The organism is Angustibacter speluncae, from assembly GCF_054777815.1.
In genome coordinates, this window is record NZ_BAAHAF010000152.1 from 1 (window position 1) to 18006 (window position 18006).

Genomic DNA, 18006 nt, shown 5'->3' on the forward strand with positions numbered 1-18006 from the left:
GCCGACGAGCCACCCCCGGACCCCGACGCCTGGGAGCCGCCGCCCGGCGACCCGTGGGCGACCGCCACCACCCCGGCGCCGACCCCCGCCCCCGCCCCCGCGCCCGCTGCGGAGGCGCCCGCCCGGCCGTCCCGGGTCGAGCAGATGGCCAACGCCGCCCGTCCCGAGCGGGCGATCGAGGACGTGCCGAGCGACGACGACCCCGACCTCGACGACGCCGGTCCGGCCGGCCAGTCCGTGGTCGAGGAGATGCTCGGCGGGTCCGTCATCGACGTCGAGCAGCGCTGAGCCCGTCGGCGCGCCGCCGCCCGGCCCGCAGGCAGCCGTCCGACGCGAGGGCTAGGGTCGGGGTGTGTACGAGGGTGCGGTCCAGGAGCTGATCGACGAGCTCGGCCGCCTGCCCGGGGTCGGTCCGAAGAGCGCCCAGCGCATCGCCTTCCACCTGCTCGCGCAGGACCCGGAGGACGTCCAGCGCCTCGTCGCCGCCCTCACCGAGGTCAAGGCCCGGGTGCGCTTCTGCATCGTCTGCGGCAACGTGGCCGAGGAGGAGCAGTGCCGCATCTGCCGCGACCCGCGGCGCGACGCGAGCCTGGTCTGCGTGGTCGAGGAGTCCAAGGACGTCGTGGCGATCGAGCGCACCCGCGAGTTCCGCGGCCGGTACCACGTGCTCGGCGGCGCGATCAGCCCGATCGACGGCGTCGGGCCCGACGACCTGCGCATCCGCGAGCTGATGACGCGGCTCGCCGACGGCACGATCACCGAGGTCATCATCGCCACCGACCCCAACCTCGAGGGCGAGGCGACCGCCGCGTTCCTCGCCCGCACCCTGCGCCCGATGGGGCTGCGGGTCACCCGTCTCGCCTCCGGCCTGCCCGTCGGTGGCGATCTCGAGTACGCCGACGAGGTCACCCTCGGCCGCGCGTTCGAGGGCCGCCGCCTCCTCGAGGCCTGACCACCCGTCCCGACCGAGCAAGGGGGAGCAGATGAGCGACGAACCGCGCACGCAGCCCGTCGACGGACCGGTGCTGGAGGCCCTGGCGGCCGACACCGCCCGCGAGGTCACCGGCTACCTCGACGCCGTCACCGAGGTGGCGTCCGGCAACCAGTCCGACACCGCCCTGCCGGTGCTCCTGCTCGCGCTGAGCCAGATCCTCACCACGGGGGCGCGGCTGGGCGCGATCCAGGACGTGCTGCCCGATGAGAAGTTCGAGCCGGACGTCGGCCCCGACCCCGACGTCGACGCCGTCCGCAACGGTCTGGCGAACCTGCTCGAGGGGCTCGACGAGTACGCCGACGTCGTCGACCCGCTCACCAGCGTCGAGGTCACCCGCGGCAGCCTCACCAACGACCTCACCGAGGTCGCCACCGCGCTCTGGCACGGGCTGCGGCACCACCAGGCGGGCCGCACCACCGAGGCGCTGTGGTGGTGGCAGTTCTCCTACCTGTCGTCCTGGGGCGAGCGGGCCGCGAGTGCGCTGCGCGTGCTGCTGAGCGTGCTCGGGCACCTGCGGCTCGACGCCGACGACGAGGTCGTGGCCGAGGCGCAGTTCGAGGCCCTGCACACCACCTGAGCGCCCGGTCGGGGCTCAGGCGATCCGCGTCCCCCGCGGCAGCCTGGCCACCGGCGTCGAGAGCCGGCGCACCGCCACCGTCACGCCGAGCGCGCCCAGCCCCAGCTGGATCGCCAGGCCGAAGGGCCACACCGGCACCCCGGGCTGGTCCTGGGCGAGTCCGAACGCCCCCAGTGCGTCGGCGTCCTGCGCCGCCCAGCACTCGTCGTAGGGCTCCTGCGGCCCGGCCTGCGCGGTGCGCACGCCGGTCTTGATCAGGTAGAAGGCGTCCGAGCCGTCGCCACCGGGTGCCGCGTCGGCCACCACGACGTAGGGGTTGGCGGCCAGCAGCCACCAGGTCGCCTCGGTGTGCGAGACGGTGCGGGTGCCCGTGGTCTCGACGCAGTCCTCGCGCGCCAGCTCGCTGCTGTAGTCGTAGCCGGGCGGGTTCTCGAGCACCCGGACGCGCTCCTCGCCGGTGACCAGCGGCAGCGAGAGCCCGAACACGATGAGCGTGCCGATGCACAGGAACGCCGTGGTCAGGTAGGTCATCACCGCGGACGAGACCGGGCGGGCGGTCAGCGCCGACCAGCCGATCGCGATCGCGCAGACGGTCAGCAGCACCAGCGCCATCATCAGCGTGGTGACCAGGAACCGGCCGATCCCGGTGCCGCCGGGCACCATCGCGAGCAGCAGGAACGGGATCGCGGTGCCGAGGAAGGCCAGCGCGGTGAGCCAGCCGGCGAGCAGCTTGCCCACGGCGATCTCGGCCGGCGTCAGCAGCGTCATCTGCAGCGGCGCGAGCGTGCCGGCGCCGCGGTCGCCGTTGACGCTCGTCGACGTCAGCGCCGGGGCCACCAGCAGGCCCAGGGTCAGCACGAGCCACGCCACCGCGCCGTAGAGGAAGTCGCCGGAGGAGTCGTCGAACCCGCTGACCCACATCGTCAGACCCGACAGCACGCCGATCGTGGCGAAGAAGAGGCCGAGCATGAGCTGCCAGCGGCTCGAGCGGACCCGCTGCCGCAGCTCGAGCCGGGCCACGGTGCGCACGCCGTGCACCGACAGCGACCACGCGCCGCGGTCGGGGCGCACCCGCGGCACCGGTGTCGACGGCGGGGCAGGGGGCGTGCTGCCGGGGGGCGTCTGGATCGTCATCGCCGCTCGCTCTCCAGTCCGAGGTAGACCTGCTCGAGGGCGCCGGACGCCGGCGCCTGCGACACCACCGGCACGCCGTCGGCCACCAGGTCGCGCAGCAGCTCGGCGGCCGCCTCCGGCCCCGGCAGCTCGACCAGCACGTGCTCGGACCGTGCCGCAGCCGGGTCGACCACCTCGAGCACGCCGTGGTCGCGCAGCCACGCCCGCAGCCGGTCGGTGTCGAGCGCGGTGAGCTGCCAGCGCCGGGTGGCGCGGCTCATCGCCTCGAGGGTGCGGGCGTCGACCGTCCGTCCGCGGGAGACGAACACGGCCGCGTCCGCGAGGTCGTCGAGCTCGCTCAGCACGTGGCTCGAGACGAGCACCGCCTTGCCCCGCGCGGCCAGGCCGCGCAGCAGGACGCGCAGGTCGACCCGCGAGCGCGGGTCGAGCCCGGACGCGGGCTCGTCGAGCAGCAGCACCTGCGGGTCGTGGACGAGGGCGCGGGCCAGACCCAGCCGCTGCTTCTGGCCCCGGGAGAGCACCCGCGCCGGGGCGTCGGCGAGCTCGGACAGGTGCACGTCGCGCAGCAGCTCGGCGGCGCGGGCGCGGCCCTGCTCGGCGGGGACGCCGTAGGCGTCCGCGAACGTCGTGAGCACCTCGCGGCAGGTGAGGGTCTCCCACTGGCCGAGCACGTCCGGCATCCAGCCGACGGCGGCGTGGACGGCGCTCGGGCGGGCCACGGGCGACGCGCCGGCGACGGTGAGGTGCCCGCTGTCGGGCGCGAGCAGGCCGGCCATCATCAGCATCAGCGTGGTCTTGCCCGAGCCGTTCGGGCCGACCAGCGCGGTGACGCGCCCCGGCGGGACGCGCAGGTCCATCCGGTCGACGGCCACGACGAGGTCGAAGGTGCGCCGCACCTCGCGGGCGACGACGCCGAACCGGGCGGCGCCGTCGTCGTCCGGCTCGGGTGGCACCTCGGCGACGGTGAGGATCGGGCCGGTGGTCATGGCGGCACGGTAGACGGCCGCGGCCGTCCGTGACTGAGCCCCGGGCACCAGATCCGCTCCGGTCACCCGGGTGGCGGCCGTGCTCACGGTCACGCACAGTGATCGCAGTTCACCACGCTGGGTGATCAACGTGAACGTTCAAGGGCCCGATGCTCTGCACCGAAGCCTTTTCCCAGGAGACACCCATGCCCCTCGCGCGCCGTCTGACCTCGATCCTGCTGGCCTGCCTCGTGCTCGCCGCCGGGTTCGTCGCCACCACCCCCCGCCCCGCCGAGGCCGACGCCGCCACGGTGTACCGGCTCGTGAACGAGGCCCGCTGGGCCGCCGGGTTGGGAGGTGTGGCCCGCAACTCCGCGCTCGACGCGGTGGCGGGACGCTGGACGCAGCAGATGATCGCCAGCGGCACGATGAGCCACAACGGCAACCTGCGCAACGAGGTGCCGGGCGGCTGGATGGCTCTGGGCGAGAACGTCGCCAAGGGCTTCGCGACCGACCAGGACCTGCACAACGCCTGGATGGCCTCGCCCGGTCACCGCGCCAACATCCTCGGCGCCTACAACTCGATCGGCATCGGCTGGGCCCGCGACGGCGCCGGCCGGATCTGGGCCACCCAGGTCTTCGCCACCTACTCCGGCGTCGGCGCCCCGACCACCCCGGCCCTGCCGCCCGTCTGCCCCACCTCGGCGCAGCAGCCGTCCTGGTCGCAGCCCGCGAGCGCCGGCCTGGGCTTCAAGCCGATCACCCCGGCCCGCCTGGTCGACAGCCGCACGTCCGACGTCGTCGCCGGCGGCTGCGAGATGGGCAAGAGCACCCGGCTCGACGTCCAGGTGACCGGTCGCGGCGGCGTGCCGACGTCCGGCGTCGGCGCGGTCGCGCTGAACGTCACCTGCGTCGGCGCGCGCGTGAACACCTGGCTCGCGGCCTACCCCGCGGGCGGCACCTGGCCCGGCACGAGCTCGGTGAACGCCGTCCCCGGCCAGGACGTCGCGGCCTCGGTCGTGGTCCCGGTGGGCAGCAACGGCAAGGTGAGCGTGCTCGCGGGTGACCGCAGCTGCGCGCTGATCGTCGACGTCACCGGCTACTTCCCGACCGACGGCTCCGGCTCGAGGTACACGCCGGCCACCGCGCGCCGCACCTTCGACGGCTCGACCGCGTCCGGCACCTGGCGCGCGGTCGGCACCGGCGCCCCGGTGGGCGCCACCGCGATCGTCGGCAACGTGACGCTCGACCAGCCGCGCACCGGCACCTACGCGTCGGTGACGCCCGCCGCCACCAGCGTCCCGTCGACCTCGAGCATCAACGTCGGCCGCGGCGCGACCGGTGCGAACCGCTTCCTGTCGCGGACGAACGACACGAACCTGGCGCTGTACACCAGCGGCCAGTCGCGCACGATCATGGACGTCAACGGCTGGTTCTCCTCGACCGGCCTGGCGTACTACCCGCTGGCGCCCAAGCGGGCGGTCGACACCCGCACCGGCCTCGGCCTGCCGGGCGACCTGGTCGCCAACCGCGCCTCGCGGGCCACGCTGGCCGGCGCGAACGGCGTCCCGGCCGGTGCCAAGGCGGTCGCCGTCACGGTGACGATGACCGGCTCGTCGCACGCCAGCTTCCTCACGGCGTGGCAGGCGGGTCAGGCCCGGCCGGCCACCTCCGACGTGAACGCCGTGCCCGGCTCGGCCCGCGCCAACCTGGTCCTGCTGCCGCTGGACTCCAGCGGCCGCGCCGACCTGCAGGTCAGCTACGGCAGCACCGACGTCGTGGTCGACGTCCTCGGCTACTTCCGCTGACGGTTCGCTTCACCCGTCCCGTCCGTCTCACGGACAGGACGGGTGACGTCCGCCCCTCGGGACGTGGTTACGCTCGAGCCGTGGCGCTCGTGGTGCAGAAGTACGGCGGTTCCTCGGTGGCCGACGCCGAGGGGATCAAGCGCGTGGCCAAGCGGATCGTCGACACCACCAAGGCCGGCAACCAGGTCGTGGTCGTGGTCTCGGCCATGGGCGACACCACCGACGACCTGCGCGACCTCGCCGAGCAGGTGAGCCCGCTGCCGCCGCCGCGCGAGCTCGACATGCTGCTCACCGCGGGCGAGCGCATCTCGATGGCGCTGCTGGCGATGGCGATCGCGAACCTCGGCCACTCCGCCCGCTCGTTCACCGGCAGCCAGGCGGGCGTCATCACCGACGCCACGCACGGCAACGCGCGCATCATCGACATCACGCCGGGCCGGATCAGCACCTCGCTCGACGACGGGCACGTCGTGATCGTCGCGGGCTTCCAGGGCGTCAGCCAGGACACCAAGGAGATCACCACGCTCGGACGCGGTGCGTCCGACACCACGGCCGTGGCGCTGGCCGCCGCGCTCGGCGCCGACGTGTGCGAGATCTACACCGACGTCGACGGCGTCTTCAGCGCCGACCCGCGCATCGTCCCGAGCGCCCGGCGGCTCGACACCGTCACCTACGAGGAGATGCTCGAGCTGGCCGCGTGCGGCGCCAAGGTCCTGCACCTGCGCTGCGTCGAGTACGGACGCCGCTCGGGCGTCCCCATCCACGTCCGGTCCTCGTTCTCCCCGCGGCCCGGCACCCTCGTCAGCGGATCGATGGAGGACCTTCCGATGGAGCAGGCGATCATCTCGGGCGTCGCGCACGACCGCAGCGAGGCCAAGATCACGGTGGTCGGCGTCCCCGACACCCCGGGCAAGGCGGCCGAGATCTTCGAGGCCGTCGCCTCGGCGGGCATCAACATCGACATGATCGTGCAGAACGTGTCGACGGCCGTCTCGGGCCTGACCGACGTCTCGTTCACGCTGCCCAAGGCCCAGGGCGCGACCGGCATGGCCGCGCTGCAGGCGGTCGCCGGCTCGGTCGGCTACGACTCGCTGCAGTACGACGACACCATCGGCAAGCTCTCGCTCGTGGGGGCCGGCATGCGCAGCCACCCGGGCGTCTCGGCGAAGTTCTTCAAGGCGCTCGCCGACGCGGGCATCAACATCGAGATGATCTCGACCTCCGAGATCCGGATCTCGGTCGTCACCCGCGCCGACGCCCTCGACGACGCCGTGCGCGCCGTCCACACCGCCTTCGGGCTCGACTCCACCGAGGGCGAGGCCGTCGTCTACGGCGGTACCGGACGCTGATCCGGGGCCGTCTGGGTAGAGGTCAGCACCTGACCGCTTCGCTCCGTAGCGTCGTCCCCGACGGATCGACCGACGGACTGGAGCGCACGATGACCACCGAGACGACCACCCTGACCGGCGAGCGGGCCGAGCTGCTCGAGGCGCTGGCCAAGCACCGCGGGCTGTTCCTGTTCACCGCCCAGGGCCTCACCGACGAGCAGGCGCGGCTGCGGCCGACGGCCAGCGAGCTGTCGATCGGGGGCGTCGTCAAGCACGTCACCGTCGTCACCGAGCAGTGGCTCGGGTTCGTCGAGCGCGGCACCGAGGCGATGCCCGCCATCGACGACGTCGACTGGCAGGCGTGGGCCGACCAGTTCGTGATGCGGGACGACGAGACCCTGCAGCAGGTGCTGGACGCCTTCGAGGTCGTCGCCCGCCGCACCGACGACCTGGTGCGCACCGGCGACCTCGAGCGCGCCCACGCCCTGCCGGACGCGCCGTGGTTCGAGTCCGGCGCACGCTGGACCGCCCGCCGCGTGGTGCTGAACCTGCTGACCGAGATCGCCCAGCACGCGGGCCACGCCGACATCCTGCGCGAGACGATCGACGGCCAGAAGTCGATGGGCTGAGCCGGCCGCGCGTGCGAGGCTCCCGGCCGTGGAGCCCCGCCGCGTCGATCCCCCGCTCGACCGCCTGCTCGCGACCGCCGAGGCCGTCGCGAGCAGGCCGGACGTCGACCCGGACGCCGCCCGCGAGGTGTTCGCCGAGGCCGCTCGGCTGCTCGACGACGGGCTGGTGCTCGACCACCTGGACGCCCACGACGCCGCGGCGGTGGTCGACGGGCTGTGCCTCGACCTGGTGACCGCCGACCCCGGTGCGGCCGTCCGGGAGCGGGCTGCGCGGGCTGCCGCCGACGACTCGCTGGACGACCCCGCCGGCGCGGCCGCGGCCTACGAGATGGCGCTCGGCGTCCTGCAGCTCTGAGCGGCTGGCGCGGCCACCGCACCCGCGCTCGCACACACCGTCGGTGGTCGGCACACACCCCCGAGGACGTGTGCGGGCAGCACAGCCTGTGTACGAGCCCCGATCGCCGTCGGGGTGACAGGGGCCGGCCCCGTGTGCACCCGGCAAGCGAAAAGGCCCGGCTGACGCCGGGCCTTTCACTGGTCGGGGTGACAGGATTTGAACCTGCGGCCTCTTCGTCCCGAACGAAGCGCGCTACCAAGCTGCGCCACACCCCGGAGCAGCCCGGCAAGCGTATCCGAGGCACCCGGGTCCCACGAAACCGGATCCCGCCGGACGCCCCTCAGCCCCGGGCGACCAGCGTCAGCAGCGTGGCCTCCGGCGGGCAGGCGAACCGGATCCGGGCGTAGGGGGAGGTGCCGACCCCGGCGCTGACGTGCAGCCAGGGGTCGCCGCCGTCGGCGCCCGTCCAGCGGTGCAGGCCCTTGGCGTAGCGCCTCGGCAGGTCGCAGTTCGTGACCAGCGCCCCGAGGAACGGCACGCAGACCTGGCCGCCGTGGGTGTGGCCGGCCAGCACCAGGTCGGACCCGTCGGCGGCCAGGGCGTCGAGGGCCCGCCGGTACGGCGCGTGCACGACGCCGAGCCGCAGCGCGCCGGGCTCGCCCGCGTCGGGGCCGGGCATCCGGTCGCGGCGCAGGTGGGGGTCGTCCATGCCGGCGAGCTCGATCCGGGTGCCGCGTACCTCGAGCACGTCGCGGCGGTTCGACAGGTCGGCCCACCCGGCCTCGACCAGCCCGTCGACCAGCGTCGACGTCGGCAGCGGCGCGGTGGTGATGCGCACCCGGGACGGTCCGCCGAAGTACAGGAACGGGTTCTTCGGGATCGGCGCGTAGTAGTCGTTGCTGCCGAGCACGAACGCGCCGGGCAGGTGCAGCAGCGGCTCGAGCGCGTCGAGGACGGTGGGGACGGCGTCCAGGTGCGCGAGGTTGTCGCCGGTGTCGACGACCAGGTCGGGCTCGAGCGCGGCCAGCGAGCGCACCCAGGCGACCCGGCGGGCGTCGGACGGCGTCAGGTGCAGGTCGGTGAGGTGCAGCACGCGCAGCGGGCGCGAGCCGCGGGGCAGCGCGGGCACCTCGACCCGGCGCAGCCGGAAGGCGTGCACCTCGTAGGCGGCCGCCCAGGTGAGCGCGCCGAGACCGGCGGCGACCCCGGCTCCGGCGACGGCACCGAGGGTGCGGGCGGTCGAGCGGTCGCGATCGGGCACGACACCATCATCCCGCGGCTGCGACGATGGGCGCATGTCCGACCAGACCCCGCTCAAGGAGCGCTTCAAGACCGACCTCCTCCAGGCCATGCGCGACAAGGACGAGCTGCGCCGCACCACGATCCGCGCCCTGATGGCCGCGATCCGCTCCGCGGAGGTCGCCGGCGCCGAGGCCCGCGAGCTGTCCGAGGACGAGCAGCAGGCGGTCGTGCGCACCGAGGCCAAGAAGCGGCGCGAGTCGGCCGAGGTCTACGCCTCCGCCGGCCGCGAGGAGCAGGCGCAGCGCGAGCGCGACGAGGAGCAGGTCGTGCTCGCCTACCTGCCCGCCCAGCTCGACGCCGACGCCCTGACCGCCGTCGTCGACGAGGAGGTCGCGGCCGCCGCGGCGCAGGGCCGGTCCGGCATGGCCGCGATGGGCGGCGTGGTCAAGGCCGTCCGCGAGCGCGTGGGCCAGCAGGCGTCCGGCGGCGACGTCGCCGCGGCCGTCAAGGCGCGCCTGCAGGGCTGACCGCCCCCCGACCGGGAAAGACCTCGGCGCCGGACCCCTCCACGGNNNGGGAGGGGGTCCGGCGCCGAGGTCTTCGTCGTCTCCGGGCGGAGTCGGGTCAGTCGTCGCCGCCGGGGGGCGGCTGGATGCCGCCACCGCCGCCACCGCCGCCACCGCCGCCACCACCGCCGCCACCACCACCGCCGCCACCGCCGCCACCACCGGGCGGCTGGGTGCCACCGCCACCGCCGCCGCCACCCCCGCCGCCACCGCCGCCGCCGCTGCCGCTGGTGCGGGTGGGCGTGCTGGTCGCCCCGAGCACGGAGCGGGAGGGCGCCGGGAAGTTCACGACGGGCATGCCCTGGGTGGCCTGGGTCATGTACTGGTCCCAGGTGGGCAGCGCGAGGGTCGCGCCGTAGACGTTGCCGTAGCGGCGGTCGTTGATCCGCAGCCCGTTCAGCGACTTCGGGTCGTTGTCGGGCGTGCCGACCCAGACGGCGGTCGACAGGCCCTGCGCGGTGTACCCGGTGAACCAGGTCTCGGCGCTGGAGTTCGTCGTGCCGGTCTTGCCGGCCGCGGGACGGCCGATGCTGGTGCCGCGGGCGGTGCCCTGCGTCAGCACCTGCTGCATCGCATACGCGACGCCGTTGGCGACCTCCGGTGCGATGGCCTGGTTGCAGGCCGGCTCGGGCTTGGCCAGCGCAGCACCCGTCGAGTCGGTGACGCTCGCGATCGCGATCGGCTTGCAGTAGATGCCGTTGTTCGAGAACGCCGCGAACGCCGCCGCCATGGTCAGCGGCGCCACCTCGTTCGTGCCGAGGACGGTGGCCGGCGAGTAGCCGAGCTCGGCGCCGTCGGCGCGGTGCACGCCGAGCGCGGCCGCGGTGTCGCGGATCGAGCAGAGGTCGATCTTGCTGGCCATGTCCATGTACGCGGTGTTGACCGAGCCGTAGGTGGCGCGCAGCACCGAGATGCTGCCGCGCGAGTTGCCGTCACCGGCGTTCTGCGGCCGGTAGTCGTCCTTGCCGCCCGCGACGCTGCCGCAGCTGGCGTTGAAGTCCTTGCTCAGGCTGTACTCGCGGACGTTGGCGCTCACCGACTCGTTCAGCGTGTTGCCCGCTGCCAACCAGGCCGCGAGCGTGAACGGCTTGTAGGTCGAGCCGGGCTGGAACCCCGCGCCGCCGCCGTAGGCCTTGTCGACGTTGTAGTTGATCGCCGACCCGCCGGGCACCGGTGTCTCGCTCTGCTGGGGCGAGTAGATCCGGTTCTGCGCCATCGCGACGATCTTGCCGGTGCCCGCCTCGATCGAGGACAGCGCGACGCCGACGCCGGAGGGGTCGGTGGGCGCCACCCGCTCGTTCACGGCGGCCTGGGCGATGTCCTGCTTGCCGCGGTCGAGGGTGGTGGTGATCGTCAGGCCGCCGCGGTACAGCAGCCGCTGCCGGGCGCCGAGGTCCTCGCCGAAGACCGCGTCGTTGAGGATCGTCTTCACGACGTAGTCGCAGAAGTAGGCGGCGGTGCCGGCGGCCTCGCAGCCGTTCTTCACCTCCTGCACCCGCAGCTGGTTCGCCAGCGGGATGGCCACCGCCGCGTCGTGCTGGGCCTGGTCGATCATGCCGAGCTGCAGCATCCGGTCGAGCACGGTGTCGCGGCGGTTCTGCGCGACCTCGGGGTGGTCGACCGGGTCGTAGTAGTACGGCGACCGGATCAGGCCGGCCATCAGCGCGGCGTCCTCGAGGGTGAGGTCCTTGGCGCTCTTGGACAGGAAGTGCTGCGACGCGGTCTCGACGCCGTACTGGCCGTCGCCGAACAGCGCGATGTTCAGGTAGTTCTCCAGGATCTGGTCCTTGGTGTACTCCTTCTCCGCGGCCAGGGCGAGCTTGATCTCGCGCACCTTGCGCCCGGTGTCCGGGTTCTGCAGCGCGGTGATGGCCTCCTGGTCGTTGGCCGCGATCGCCTGGTCGAGCAGCACGTTCTTGATCCACTGCTGGGTCAGGGTCGACGCGCCCTGGGTGTCGCCGCCGGAGGCGTTGTTCGCGACCGCGCGCAGGATGCCCTGGGGGTCGGCGCCGTTGTGCTCGTAGAACCGGGAGTCCTCGATCGCGACGACGGCCTGCCGCATCACCGGGGCGACGTTGCTCAGCGGCACGAGCACGCGGTTCTCGTAGTAGAAGGTCGCCATCGGCGACCCGTCGGCCCACAGGATGCGGGACTGCTGCGACAGCGTCCCGACCGTGAGCTCCTCGGGCAGCGAGTCGAAGAACTCGACCCCGCCGCGGGCGACCTGCCCGGAGGCGCCGACCGCGGGCATGAACAGCCCGGCGACCAGGACGCCCGCCAGCATGCTGGTGGCGACGAAGCCGGCCAGCAGGCCGAAGACGGACCCGAGACCGGGCGGGGACGATGCAGGACGTGCCATGCCTGCCAGGGTACGTCCCGTTCGGGGCGGACCCGGCTCCCGCGCCGGGACCTCCACACGACCCCCGCACCCGCCGTGACCACGAGTGACTAGTCATTCCGGCGCCCAGGGATGGTCCCTGCGGGGGATGGGCGGGGCGGGTGCCCCGCACCTACCGTTCCAGGACGGGGACGCGCTGCGCCCGGCCAGGTGCCGGCAGCCGCCCTCGAACCACACAACCGGGGGACGAGCGCGATGGGGGCACGGCAGATGCAGGAGTGGACGAGCAGGGGTGCGTGCCGCCAGGGCAACCCCGACGCGCTCTTCGTGCAGGGCGCGGCCCAGCACGAGGCGAAGGTGGTCTGCCAGCGGTGCCCCGTGCGCACGGCGTGCCTGGCCGACGCCCTCGACAACCAGGTCGAGTACGGCGTGTGGGGCGGGATGACCGAGCGCGAGCGCCGGGCCCTGCTGAAGCGCCGCCCGAACGTCGCCTCGTGGCGCCGGCTGCTCGAGGCGGCCGAGGCCGACTACGACGCCGCCAACCCCCCGCTGCGCCAGGTCGTCTGACCCCCCGGACCACCACCCGCCCGGTCCCGCGGCTCAGCCGCCGGACGAGCGCGCCACGCCCTCGCCCACGGCCCGCAGGCCGTCGAGGTCGTGCACGTCCTCGGCCATCGCCGCGACCCGTGCCGTCGGTACGTCGGGGTGGGCGCCGTGGAACCGCCGCACCACCGCGGTCTCGCGCTCGCGCCGCAGCATCCGCTCCGCGTGCAGCCGCAGCAGGCCGGCGACGACCGCCTCCTCGTGCCCGGCGCCGTCCTCGTCGAGCTGCTCGGCCGCGGCGGCGCTGCGCGCCGCGGTCAGCGACGGCACCGCGCTGACCTGCACCCGGTTCACGACCAGCCCGGCCAGCGGCATGCCCTCGGCGTCGAGCCGCTCGACGAAGTAGGACGCCTCGCGCAGCGCGTCCGGGTCGGGCGAGGCGACGACCACGAACGCGGTGCCGTCGTCCTGCAGCCGCGCGTAGGTGGCCTCGGCGCGCTCGCGGAAGCCGCCGAACATGGTGTCGAGCGCGGCGACGAAGGTCTGCACGTCGGTGAGCACCTGCGCGCCGATGATGCGCGTCATCAGCCCGGTGAGGTTGCCGACTACGCCCGTCAGCGCCCGCAGGTAGGCCCGGCCGCCCGCCTTGGCCGGGGCGGTCAGCAGCCGGAGGAACCGGCCGTCGAGGAACGACGAGAGCCGCTGCGGGGCGTCGAGGAAGTCGAGGGCGGACCGGCTCGGCGGGGTGTCGACCACGATCAGGTCCCACGGCTGCTCGCCGGCGTCGGCGCTGGCGCGCAGCTGCCCGAGCTTCTCCATCGCCATGTACTCGCTGGTGCCCGCGAACGAGGACGACAGGGCGACGTAGAACGGGTTCGCCAGGATCTGCTCGGCCTTCTCCGGGCTGGCGTGCGCCTCGACGACCTCGTCGAACGTGCGCTTCATGTCGAGCATCATCGCGTCGAGCGAGCCGCCCGCCGCCGGGTCGACGCCGGGCACCGGGCGGGGCGTGTTGTCGAGCACCTCCAGGCCCATCGACTGCGCCAGCCGGCGCGCCGGGTCGATCGTCAGCACGACGACGCGCCGGCCCTGCTCGGCGGCCCGCAGGCCGAGAGCGGCGGCGGTGGTGGTCTTGCCGACGCCGCCGGCGCCGCAGCACACCACGGTCTGCGTGCCCGGGTCTGCGAGCAGGGCGTCGACGTCGAGCCGCGGGACGTCGGACGCGCGGGCCGGGCTCACCGCAGCCCCTGCTCGCGCAGCTGCTCGGCCAGGGCGTACAGCCCGCCGAGGTCGACGCCGGCCGGCAGCAGGTCGAGCTCGAGCACGGGGTGGCCGGCGGCGTCGAGGGTGGTGCGCTCGCGGCGCTGCAGGGCGACCCGCTGGGCGTGCTCGGCGCCCTCCTGCGCCAGACCGGCGGCCAGCGTGGCGGCCCGCTTCGCGTCCTTGGCGACCCCGACCCGCTCGAGCACCGACGCGACCGCGTCGGTGTCGAGGGCGCCGCGCCCCGCTGCCGCGAGGGCCTTGGACGGCAGCCCCTCCTGGCGCACCTGGTTGATGAGCACGGCGCCGACCGGCAGGTCGGCCTCGGCCAGCTCGGCGATGCCGTCGAGCGTCTCCTGCACCGGCATCTCCTCGAGCAGCGTCACCAGGTGCACCGCGGTCGAGGGCGAGCGCAGCATCCGCATCACCGAGTCGGCCTGGTTGCGGATCGGCCCCACCTTCGCCAGCCCGCTGACCTCGGTGTTCACGTTGAGGAACCGGGTGATCCGCCCGGTCGGCGGGGCGTCGAGGACGACGGCGTCGTAGGTGTGCGCGCCGCCGCGCTCGGTGCGCCGGGCGGCCTCGTAGACCTTGCCGGTGAGCAGCACGTCGCGCAGACCGGGGGCGATCGTGGTGGCGAAGTCGACGGCGCCGGCCTTCTCGAGCAGGCGCCCGGCCCGGCCGAGCTTGTAGAAGGTCGCGAGGTACTCCAGCAGCGCCGCACGGGGCTCGACCGCCAGGCCGAGCACCTCGCCGCCCCAGGGGCCGACGGCCAGCGAGGTCTCGCCGTAGCCGAGCGGCGGCACGTCGAACTGCTGGGCGATGCCCTGGCGGTCCTCGACCTCGACGAGCAGGACGCGCTGGCCGTGGGTCGCGAGGGCCAGGGCGAGGGCCGCGGCGACCGTGGTCTTGCCCGTGCCGCCCTTGCCGGTGACGACGTGCAGGCGCACCCCGGGGAGCAGCGGCTCGGCCCCGACCGGCTCGTCCGCCGTCCGACCGACGGGTCGCGCGCGGCGGCTGCGCGGGGACGGCTGCGGCACCGTCCCAGCGTAGGTGGTGGCGCCGCCGGCGCCCGCCGGGGTCCGCGACGCGGACCGCGCCCGGCGGCGCGGGTACCCTGCGGCGCATGACGCAGTGGGAGTACGCGACCGTGCCGCTCATCGTGCACGCGACCAAGCAGATCCTCGACCAGTGGGGCTCGGACGGCTGGGAGCTCGTCCAGGTCGTCACCGGCCCGGACGGCAACGGCCTGGTCGCCTACCTCAAGCGTCCGAAGGGCTGAGCCGTGGGAGCGATCGAGCGCCTGGCCGAGCTGGGCCTGACCCTGCCGGACGTCGCGAAGCCGGTGGCGGCCTACGTGCCGGCGGTGACCAGCGGGTCGTACGTCTACACCTCCGGGCAGCTGCCCATGGTCGACGGCGCCCTGGTCGAGACCGGCAAGGTCGGGGAGGGCGAGGGGCTCGTCAGCCCCGCGCGGGCCAAGGAGCTCGCCGCCACCTGCGCGCTCAACGCGCTCGCGGCCGTGCGCAGCCAGGTCGACGACCTCGACCGCGTCCGGGTGGTGAAGGTGGTCGGGTTCGTGGCCAGCGACCCCGCCTTCACCGGGCAGCCCGGCGTGGTCAACGGCGCCAGCGAGCTGCTCGGCGCGGTGCTCGGCGAGCACGGCGTGCACGCGCGCAGCGCGGTGGGCGTGGCGGTGCTGCCGCTCGACGCGCCGGTCGAGGTCGAGCTCGTCGTCGAGGTGCGCTGATCGAGGTGCGCTGACCCCTCACATGCCGGACGCGTCGCGCGCCGTGGGCGCGACGACCGTGCCGTCGGCGGTGAGCTCGGCCACCAGCACGTCGGCGAACGCCGTCGCGACCAGCTGCACCATCAGCTGCGCGCGCTCGTCCGGCTCGCCGTCGAGCGCGGCCACCAGGTCGGCGAGCCCCGGGGCGGTCTCCTTGGCGGCGTAGGCGCCCATGAGCACCAGGTCGGTGCTCACGTCGAGGTCGATGCCGCGCGCCGACAGCGCCGCGATCAGGCCGAGGCCGGCGGCGCTCGCGTGGGGTCGGCCCTCGTGCCGCGAGATCAGGCCCGCCGCCTCGAGCTCGCGCATCGCGCCGGCGCGGGTGGACTCGAACAGCGCGACGTTCTCGGGGTTGAGCGGTGCGTGCACCGGACGCCGCCAGGCGCTGGTGAGGGTCTGCCGCGACACCACGGCCAGCTCGGCCTCGGCCGTGCCGCGCTCGACCAGGTCGCCGATCGCGCGCAGGCTCAGGCCGTGGTCGTGCAGGGCGCGCACCAGGCGCAGCCGCGCCAGGTGCTCCTGGGTGAAGGTCGCCCGCCGGCCCTCGCGGTCGACCGGCTGCAGCAGCCCCCTCGACTGGTACGCGCGGATGTTGCGCACCGACAGCCCGCTGGCCGCGGCCAGCTGCTCGATGGTCATCGTCGCGGGGGACGTGGGCCGGGGGTCGTCGTGCCGACGTCCGGCCACACGGCGTTCGTGCTGCATGCCTGCCTCTCGCTCACGGCCCCCGGGTGTCCCCCGACCGTACCGAAGGCGGGGCGGCGGTGTGCCGCGTTCGTCCCACGGCGCCGTCCTAGCCTGGGGGGCGTGCCGACCCGCGAGTTCGACGTCCCGCCCGGCCTCGAGGACCGCGTCCGCGCCTGGCTCGACGCGCCCGGCGAGCCGGTGCCGCCGCGTCCGGCCGCGACCGTCGCGCTGCTGCGCGACTCGCCGGACGGGCCGCAGGTGTTCCTCATGCGACGCGTGCTGACGATGGCCTTCGCCCCCGGGATGGTGGTGTTCCCCGGCGGCGGGGTCGATCCTCGCGACGGCGACGACCCCGACCTGCCGTGGACGGGCCCCGCCCCGGACGCGTGGGGCGCGCGGCTCGGCGTCCCGGTCGGGCTCGCCCTCGGCCTGGTGTGCGCGGCCGTCCGGGAGACCTTCGAGGAGTGCGGGGTGCTGCTCGCCACCGCCGAGGGGTCGGACGCGTTCCCGACGGTCGAGGACGACGGGTACGAGACCGACCGGCAGCGGCTGCTGTCTCGCGAGGTGGCGCTGTCGGACCTGCTGGTCGAGCGGGGCCTGCGGCTGCGCGGCGACCTGCTGCGGCCGTGGGCGCACTGGACGACCCCGCCGTTCGAGGACCGCCGCTACGACACCTGGTTCTTCGCCGCGCACCTGCCCGAGGGACCCACCGCGCGCCACCTCGGCGGCGAGTCGTCGCGCTCGGGCTGGGAGCGCCCGGGCGACGTGCTCGAGGCCGCCGGTCGGCGCGAGGTCATGCTGATGCCGCCGACCCGGCTGACGCTGGAGGAGCTGGCGACGGGGTCGTCCGCGTCCGCGCTGGTCGCGCGCGAGCGCGCGCTCGACGAGGTGGTGCCCGTGCCGGTCCGGGACGCGGACGGGTCGCTGCGGCTGCGCGCCGAGCTCCCGGAGCAGCCGTGAGCGGCCCCGCCCTGCGTCCGGCCGGCGGCGGGCCGGCCTGGGACGGCGGAGCGGTCACCGGCCGCGCCACCTGCGTGCTCGCGCCCAACCCGGGGCCGATGACGCTCGACGGGACGAACACCTGGCTGCTGGCCGTGCCGGGGCGAGGGAGCGTGGTGGTCGACCCCGGGCCCGACCACGGCGACCACCTGGCGGCCGTGGTCGAGCGGGCCGCGTCGCTCGACGCACCCGTCGTCGAGGTGCTGCTCACCCACGCCCACCTCGACCACAGCGAGGGGGCGCCGGCGTTCGCCCGGCTCGCGGGCGGCGTGCGGGTGCGGGCGCTGGATCCGGCGGTGCGGCTGGGCGAGGAGGGTCTCGCCGGTGGCGACGTCGTCGAGCTCGGCGACCTGCGGCTGCGGGTGGTGGCGACGCCGGGGCACACGTCCGACTCGCTGTCGTTCCTGCTCGAGGAGCCGGGCGGCACCTCGCTGCTGACCGGCGACACCGTGCTCGGGCGCGGCACCACGGTGGTCGCGCACCCGGACGGCCGGCTCGGGCCGTACCTGGACTCGCTGACCCGGCTGCGCGACGAGGTCGACGCCGTCGAGCAGCGGACGGGCGCGCCGGTGCTCGTGCTGCCCGGCCACGGTCCGGTGCTCGACGACGCAGGTGCGTCGCTGCGCGCCTACCTGGCGCACCGGGGGCAGCGCCTCGACCAGGTGCGGGCCGCGCTGGCGGCGGGCGACACCACCGCCCGCGAGGTGGTCGAGCGGGTCTACGCCGACGTCGACCGGGTGCTGTGGCCCGCGGCCGAGCTGAGCGTGCGGGCGCAGCTCGAGCACCTCGCCGACGAGGTCTGACCGCTCT

Annotated in this window: 19 protein-coding genes, 1 tRNA gene and 1 pseudogene; 13 read left to right on the forward strand and 8 right to left on the reverse strand. The window is 74.7% G+C overall.

Annotation, left to right across the window (positions count from 1 at the left end):
- The 3 genes and pseudogenes from ACYVKY_RS16975 to ACYVKY_RS16985 all read left to right on the forward strand — a co-directional run.
- Positions 1–288 (forward strand): annotated as a pseudogene (locus tag ACYVKY_RS16975) (hypothetical protein); the annotation flags it as partial.
- 64 nt (positions 289–352) lie between these two features.
- Positions 353–952 carry a recombination mediator RecR gene (gene recR / locus ACYVKY_RS16980; protein WP_460436164.1) on the forward strand — a complete coding sequence of 200 codons (600 nt, stop codon included), beginning with the start codon at positions 353–355 and terminating at the stop codon, positions 950–952.
- A gap of 31 nt (positions 953–983) precedes the next feature.
- Positions 984–1571, forward strand: coding sequence for a DUF5063 domain-containing protein (locus tag ACYVKY_RS16985; RefSeq protein WP_460436165.1), 588 nt, complete (start codon positions 984–986; stop codon positions 1569–1571).
- Between the two features lie 15 nt (positions 1572–1586).
- Here the strand turns inward: ACYVKY_RS16985 and ACYVKY_RS16990 are convergent, their stop codons facing one another.
- A complete protein-coding gene (locus ACYVKY_RS16990; RefSeq protein WP_460436166.1) occupies positions 1587–2705 on the reverse strand; it encodes an ABC transporter permease in 1119 nt (372 codons plus the stop codon).
- Complete coding sequence (locus ACYVKY_RS16995; RefSeq protein WP_460436167.1) at positions 2702–3691, reverse strand: ABC transporter ATP-binding protein; 990 nt, start codon at positions 3689–3691, stop codon at positions 2702–2704. Before ACYVKY_RS16995 ends, ACYVKY_RS16990 begins: the two co-directional genes overlap by 4 nt.
- Before the next feature lie 185 nt (positions 3692–3876).
- On the opposite strand from ACYVKY_RS16995, the gene ACYVKY_RS17000 reads away from it, so the two are divergent.
- The 4 genes from ACYVKY_RS17000 (at position 3877) to ACYVKY_RS17015 (ending at position 7790) form a co-directional block, all read left to right on the forward strand.
- A complete protein-coding gene (locus ACYVKY_RS17000; protein ID WP_460436168.1) occupies positions 3877–5478 on the forward strand; it encodes a CAP domain-containing protein in 1602 nt (533 codons plus the stop codon).
- An 80-nt stretch (positions 5479–5558) separates the two neighbouring features.
- Complete coding sequence (locus ACYVKY_RS17005) at positions 5559–6827, forward strand: aspartate kinase (protein WP_460436169.1); 1269 nt, start codon at positions 5559–5561, stop codon at positions 6825–6827.
- An 89-nt stretch (positions 6828–6916) separates the two neighbouring features.
- Positions 6917–7435: a DinB family protein gene (locus ACYVKY_RS17010; protein WP_460436170.1), complete on the forward strand. Its 519-nt coding sequence runs from the start codon at positions 6917–6919 to the stop codon at positions 7433–7435.
- A 28-nt stretch (positions 7436–7463) separates the two neighbouring features.
- Positions 7464–7790, forward strand: a complete 327-nt coding sequence (locus tag ACYVKY_RS17015) for a hypothetical protein (protein ID WP_460436171.1) — start codon at positions 7464–7466, stop codon at positions 7788–7790.
- Positions 7791–7970: 180 nt separating this feature from the next.
- Here ACYVKY_RS17015 and ACYVKY_RS17020 read toward each other — a convergent pair.
- Both ACYVKY_RS17020 and ACYVKY_RS17025 read right to left on the reverse strand, forming a co-directional pair.
- A tRNA-Pro gene (locus tag ACYVKY_RS17020) sits at positions 7971–8047 on the reverse strand.
- Positions 8048–8112: 65 nt separating this feature from the next.
- Complete coding sequence (locus tag ACYVKY_RS17025) at positions 8113–9069, reverse strand: metallophosphoesterase (RefSeq protein ID WP_460436200.1); 957 nt, start codon at positions 9067–9069, stop codon at positions 8113–8115.
- Between ACYVKY_RS17025 and ACYVKY_RS17030 the strand changes: the two genes are divergently transcribed.
- Positions 9068–9541: a GatB/YqeY domain-containing protein gene (locus ACYVKY_RS17030; protein ID WP_460436172.1), complete on the forward strand. Its 474-nt coding sequence runs from the start codon at positions 9068–9070 to the stop codon at positions 9539–9541. The two genes, ACYVKY_RS17025 and ACYVKY_RS17030, sit on opposite strands and share 2 nt — an antisense overlap.
- A 97-nt stretch (positions 9542–9638) precedes the next feature.
- Here ACYVKY_RS17030 and ACYVKY_RS17035 read toward each other — a convergent pair whose 3' ends face one another.
- Positions 9639–11939, reverse strand: a complete 2301-nt coding sequence (locus ACYVKY_RS17035; protein ID WP_460436173.1) for a transglycosylase domain-containing protein — start codon at positions 11937–11939, stop codon at positions 9639–9641.
- A 234-nt stretch (positions 11940–12173) separates the two neighbouring features.
- On the opposite strand from ACYVKY_RS17035, the gene ACYVKY_RS17040 reads away from it, so the two are divergent.
- A complete protein-coding gene (locus tag ACYVKY_RS17040; RefSeq protein WP_460436174.1) occupies positions 12174–12485 on the forward strand; it encodes a WhiB family transcriptional regulator in 312 nt (103 codons plus the stop codon).
- Positions 12486–12518: 33 nt separating this feature from the next.
- Here ACYVKY_RS17040 and ACYVKY_RS17045 read toward each other — a convergent pair whose 3' ends face one another.
- Together ACYVKY_RS17045 and ACYVKY_RS17050 are read right to left on the reverse strand one after the other, a co-directional pair.
- On the reverse strand, positions 12519–13700 hold the full coding sequence (locus ACYVKY_RS17045; RefSeq protein ID WP_460436175.1) for an ArsA family ATPase: 1182 nt from the start codon (positions 13698–13700) through the stop codon (positions 12519–12521).
- Positions 13697–14683: an ArsA-related P-loop ATPase gene (locus tag ACYVKY_RS17050; protein WP_460436201.1), complete on the reverse strand. Its 987-nt coding sequence runs from the start codon at positions 14681–14683 to the stop codon at positions 13697–13699. Before ACYVKY_RS17050 ends, ACYVKY_RS17045 begins: the two co-directional genes overlap by 4 nt.
- A 164-nt stretch (positions 14684–14847) precedes the next feature.
- On the opposite strand from ACYVKY_RS17050, the gene ACYVKY_RS17055 reads away from it, so the two are divergent.
- Positions 14848–15003, forward strand: coding sequence for a DUF4177 domain-containing protein (locus ACYVKY_RS17055; RefSeq protein WP_460436176.1), 156 nt, complete (start codon positions 14848–14850; stop codon positions 15001–15003).
- 3 nt (positions 15004–15006) lie between these two features.
- Positions 15007–15471, forward strand: coding sequence for a RidA family protein (locus tag ACYVKY_RS17060; RefSeq protein WP_460436177.1), 465 nt, complete (start codon positions 15007–15009; stop codon positions 15469–15471).
- A gap of 18 nt (positions 15472–15489) precedes the next feature.
- On the opposite strand, the gene ACYVKY_RS17065 is transcribed toward ACYVKY_RS17060, so the two are convergent.
- Entirely contained in the window at positions 15490–16149 is a 660-nt protein-coding gene (locus ACYVKY_RS17065; protein WP_460436178.1) for a helix-turn-helix domain-containing protein, read from the reverse strand.
- 168 nt (positions 16150–16317) lie between these two features.
- On the opposite strand from ACYVKY_RS17065, the gene ACYVKY_RS17070 reads away from it, so the two are divergent.
- Together ACYVKY_RS17070 and ACYVKY_RS17075 are read left to right on the forward strand one after the other, a co-directional pair.
- Positions 16318–17157 (forward strand): NUDIX hydrolase, encoded by an 840-nt coding sequence (locus ACYVKY_RS17070; protein ID WP_460436179.1) that lies wholly within the window; start codon positions 16318–16320, stop codon positions 17155–17157.
- Positions 17154–17999 (forward strand): MBL fold metallo-hydrolase, encoded by an 846-nt coding sequence (locus ACYVKY_RS17075; protein WP_460436180.1) that lies wholly within the window; start codon positions 17154–17156, stop codon positions 17997–17999. Before ACYVKY_RS17070 ends, ACYVKY_RS17075 begins: the two co-directional genes overlap by 4 nt.
- Positions 18000–18006 lie beyond the last annotated feature (7 nt).

Coding starts and splice junctions, on each gene's coding strand:
- ACYVKY_RS17010 (WP_460436170.1), top strand. CDS start 6,917: ATGACCACCGAGACGACCACCCTGACCGGCGAGCGGGCCGAGCTGCTC.
- ACYVKY_RS17040 (WP_460436174.1), top strand. CDS start 12,174: ATGGGGGCACGGCAGATGCAGGAGTGGACGAGCAGGGGTGCGTGCCGC.
- ACYVKY_RS16985 (WP_460436165.1), top strand. CDS start 984: ATGAGCGACGAACCGCGCACGCAGCCCGTCGACGGACCGGTGCTGGAG.
- ACYVKY_RS17030 (WP_460436172.1), top strand. CDS start 9,068: ATGTCCGACCAGACCCCGCTCAAGGAGCGCTTCAAGACCGACCTCCTC.
- ACYVKY_RS16995 (WP_460436167.1), bottom strand. CDS start 3,691: ATGACCACCGGCCCGATCCTCACCGTCGCCGAGGTGCCACCCGAGCCG.
- ACYVKY_RS17025 (WP_460436200.1), bottom strand. CDS start 9,069: ATGCGCCCATCGTCGCAGCCGCGGGATGATGGTGTCGTGCCCGATCGC.
- ACYVKY_RS16990 (WP_460436166.1), bottom strand. CDS start 2,705: ATGACGATCCAGACGCCCCCCGGCAGCACGCCCCCTGCCCCGCCGTCG.
- ACYVKY_RS17000 (WP_460436168.1), top strand. CDS start 3,877: ATGCCCCTCGCGCGCCGTCTGACCTCGATCCTGCTGGCCTGCCTCGTG.
- ACYVKY_RS17055 (WP_460436176.1), top strand. CDS start 14,848: ATGACGCAGTGGGAGTACGCGACCGTGCCGCTCATCGTGCACGCGACC.
- ACYVKY_RS17035 (WP_460436173.1), bottom strand. CDS start 11,939: ATGGCACGTCCTGCATCGTCCCCGCCCGGTCTCGGGTCCGTCTTCGGC.
- ACYVKY_RS17065 (WP_460436178.1), bottom strand. CDS start 16,149: ATGACCATCGAGCAGCTGGCCGCGGCCAGCGGGCTGTCGGTGCGCAAC.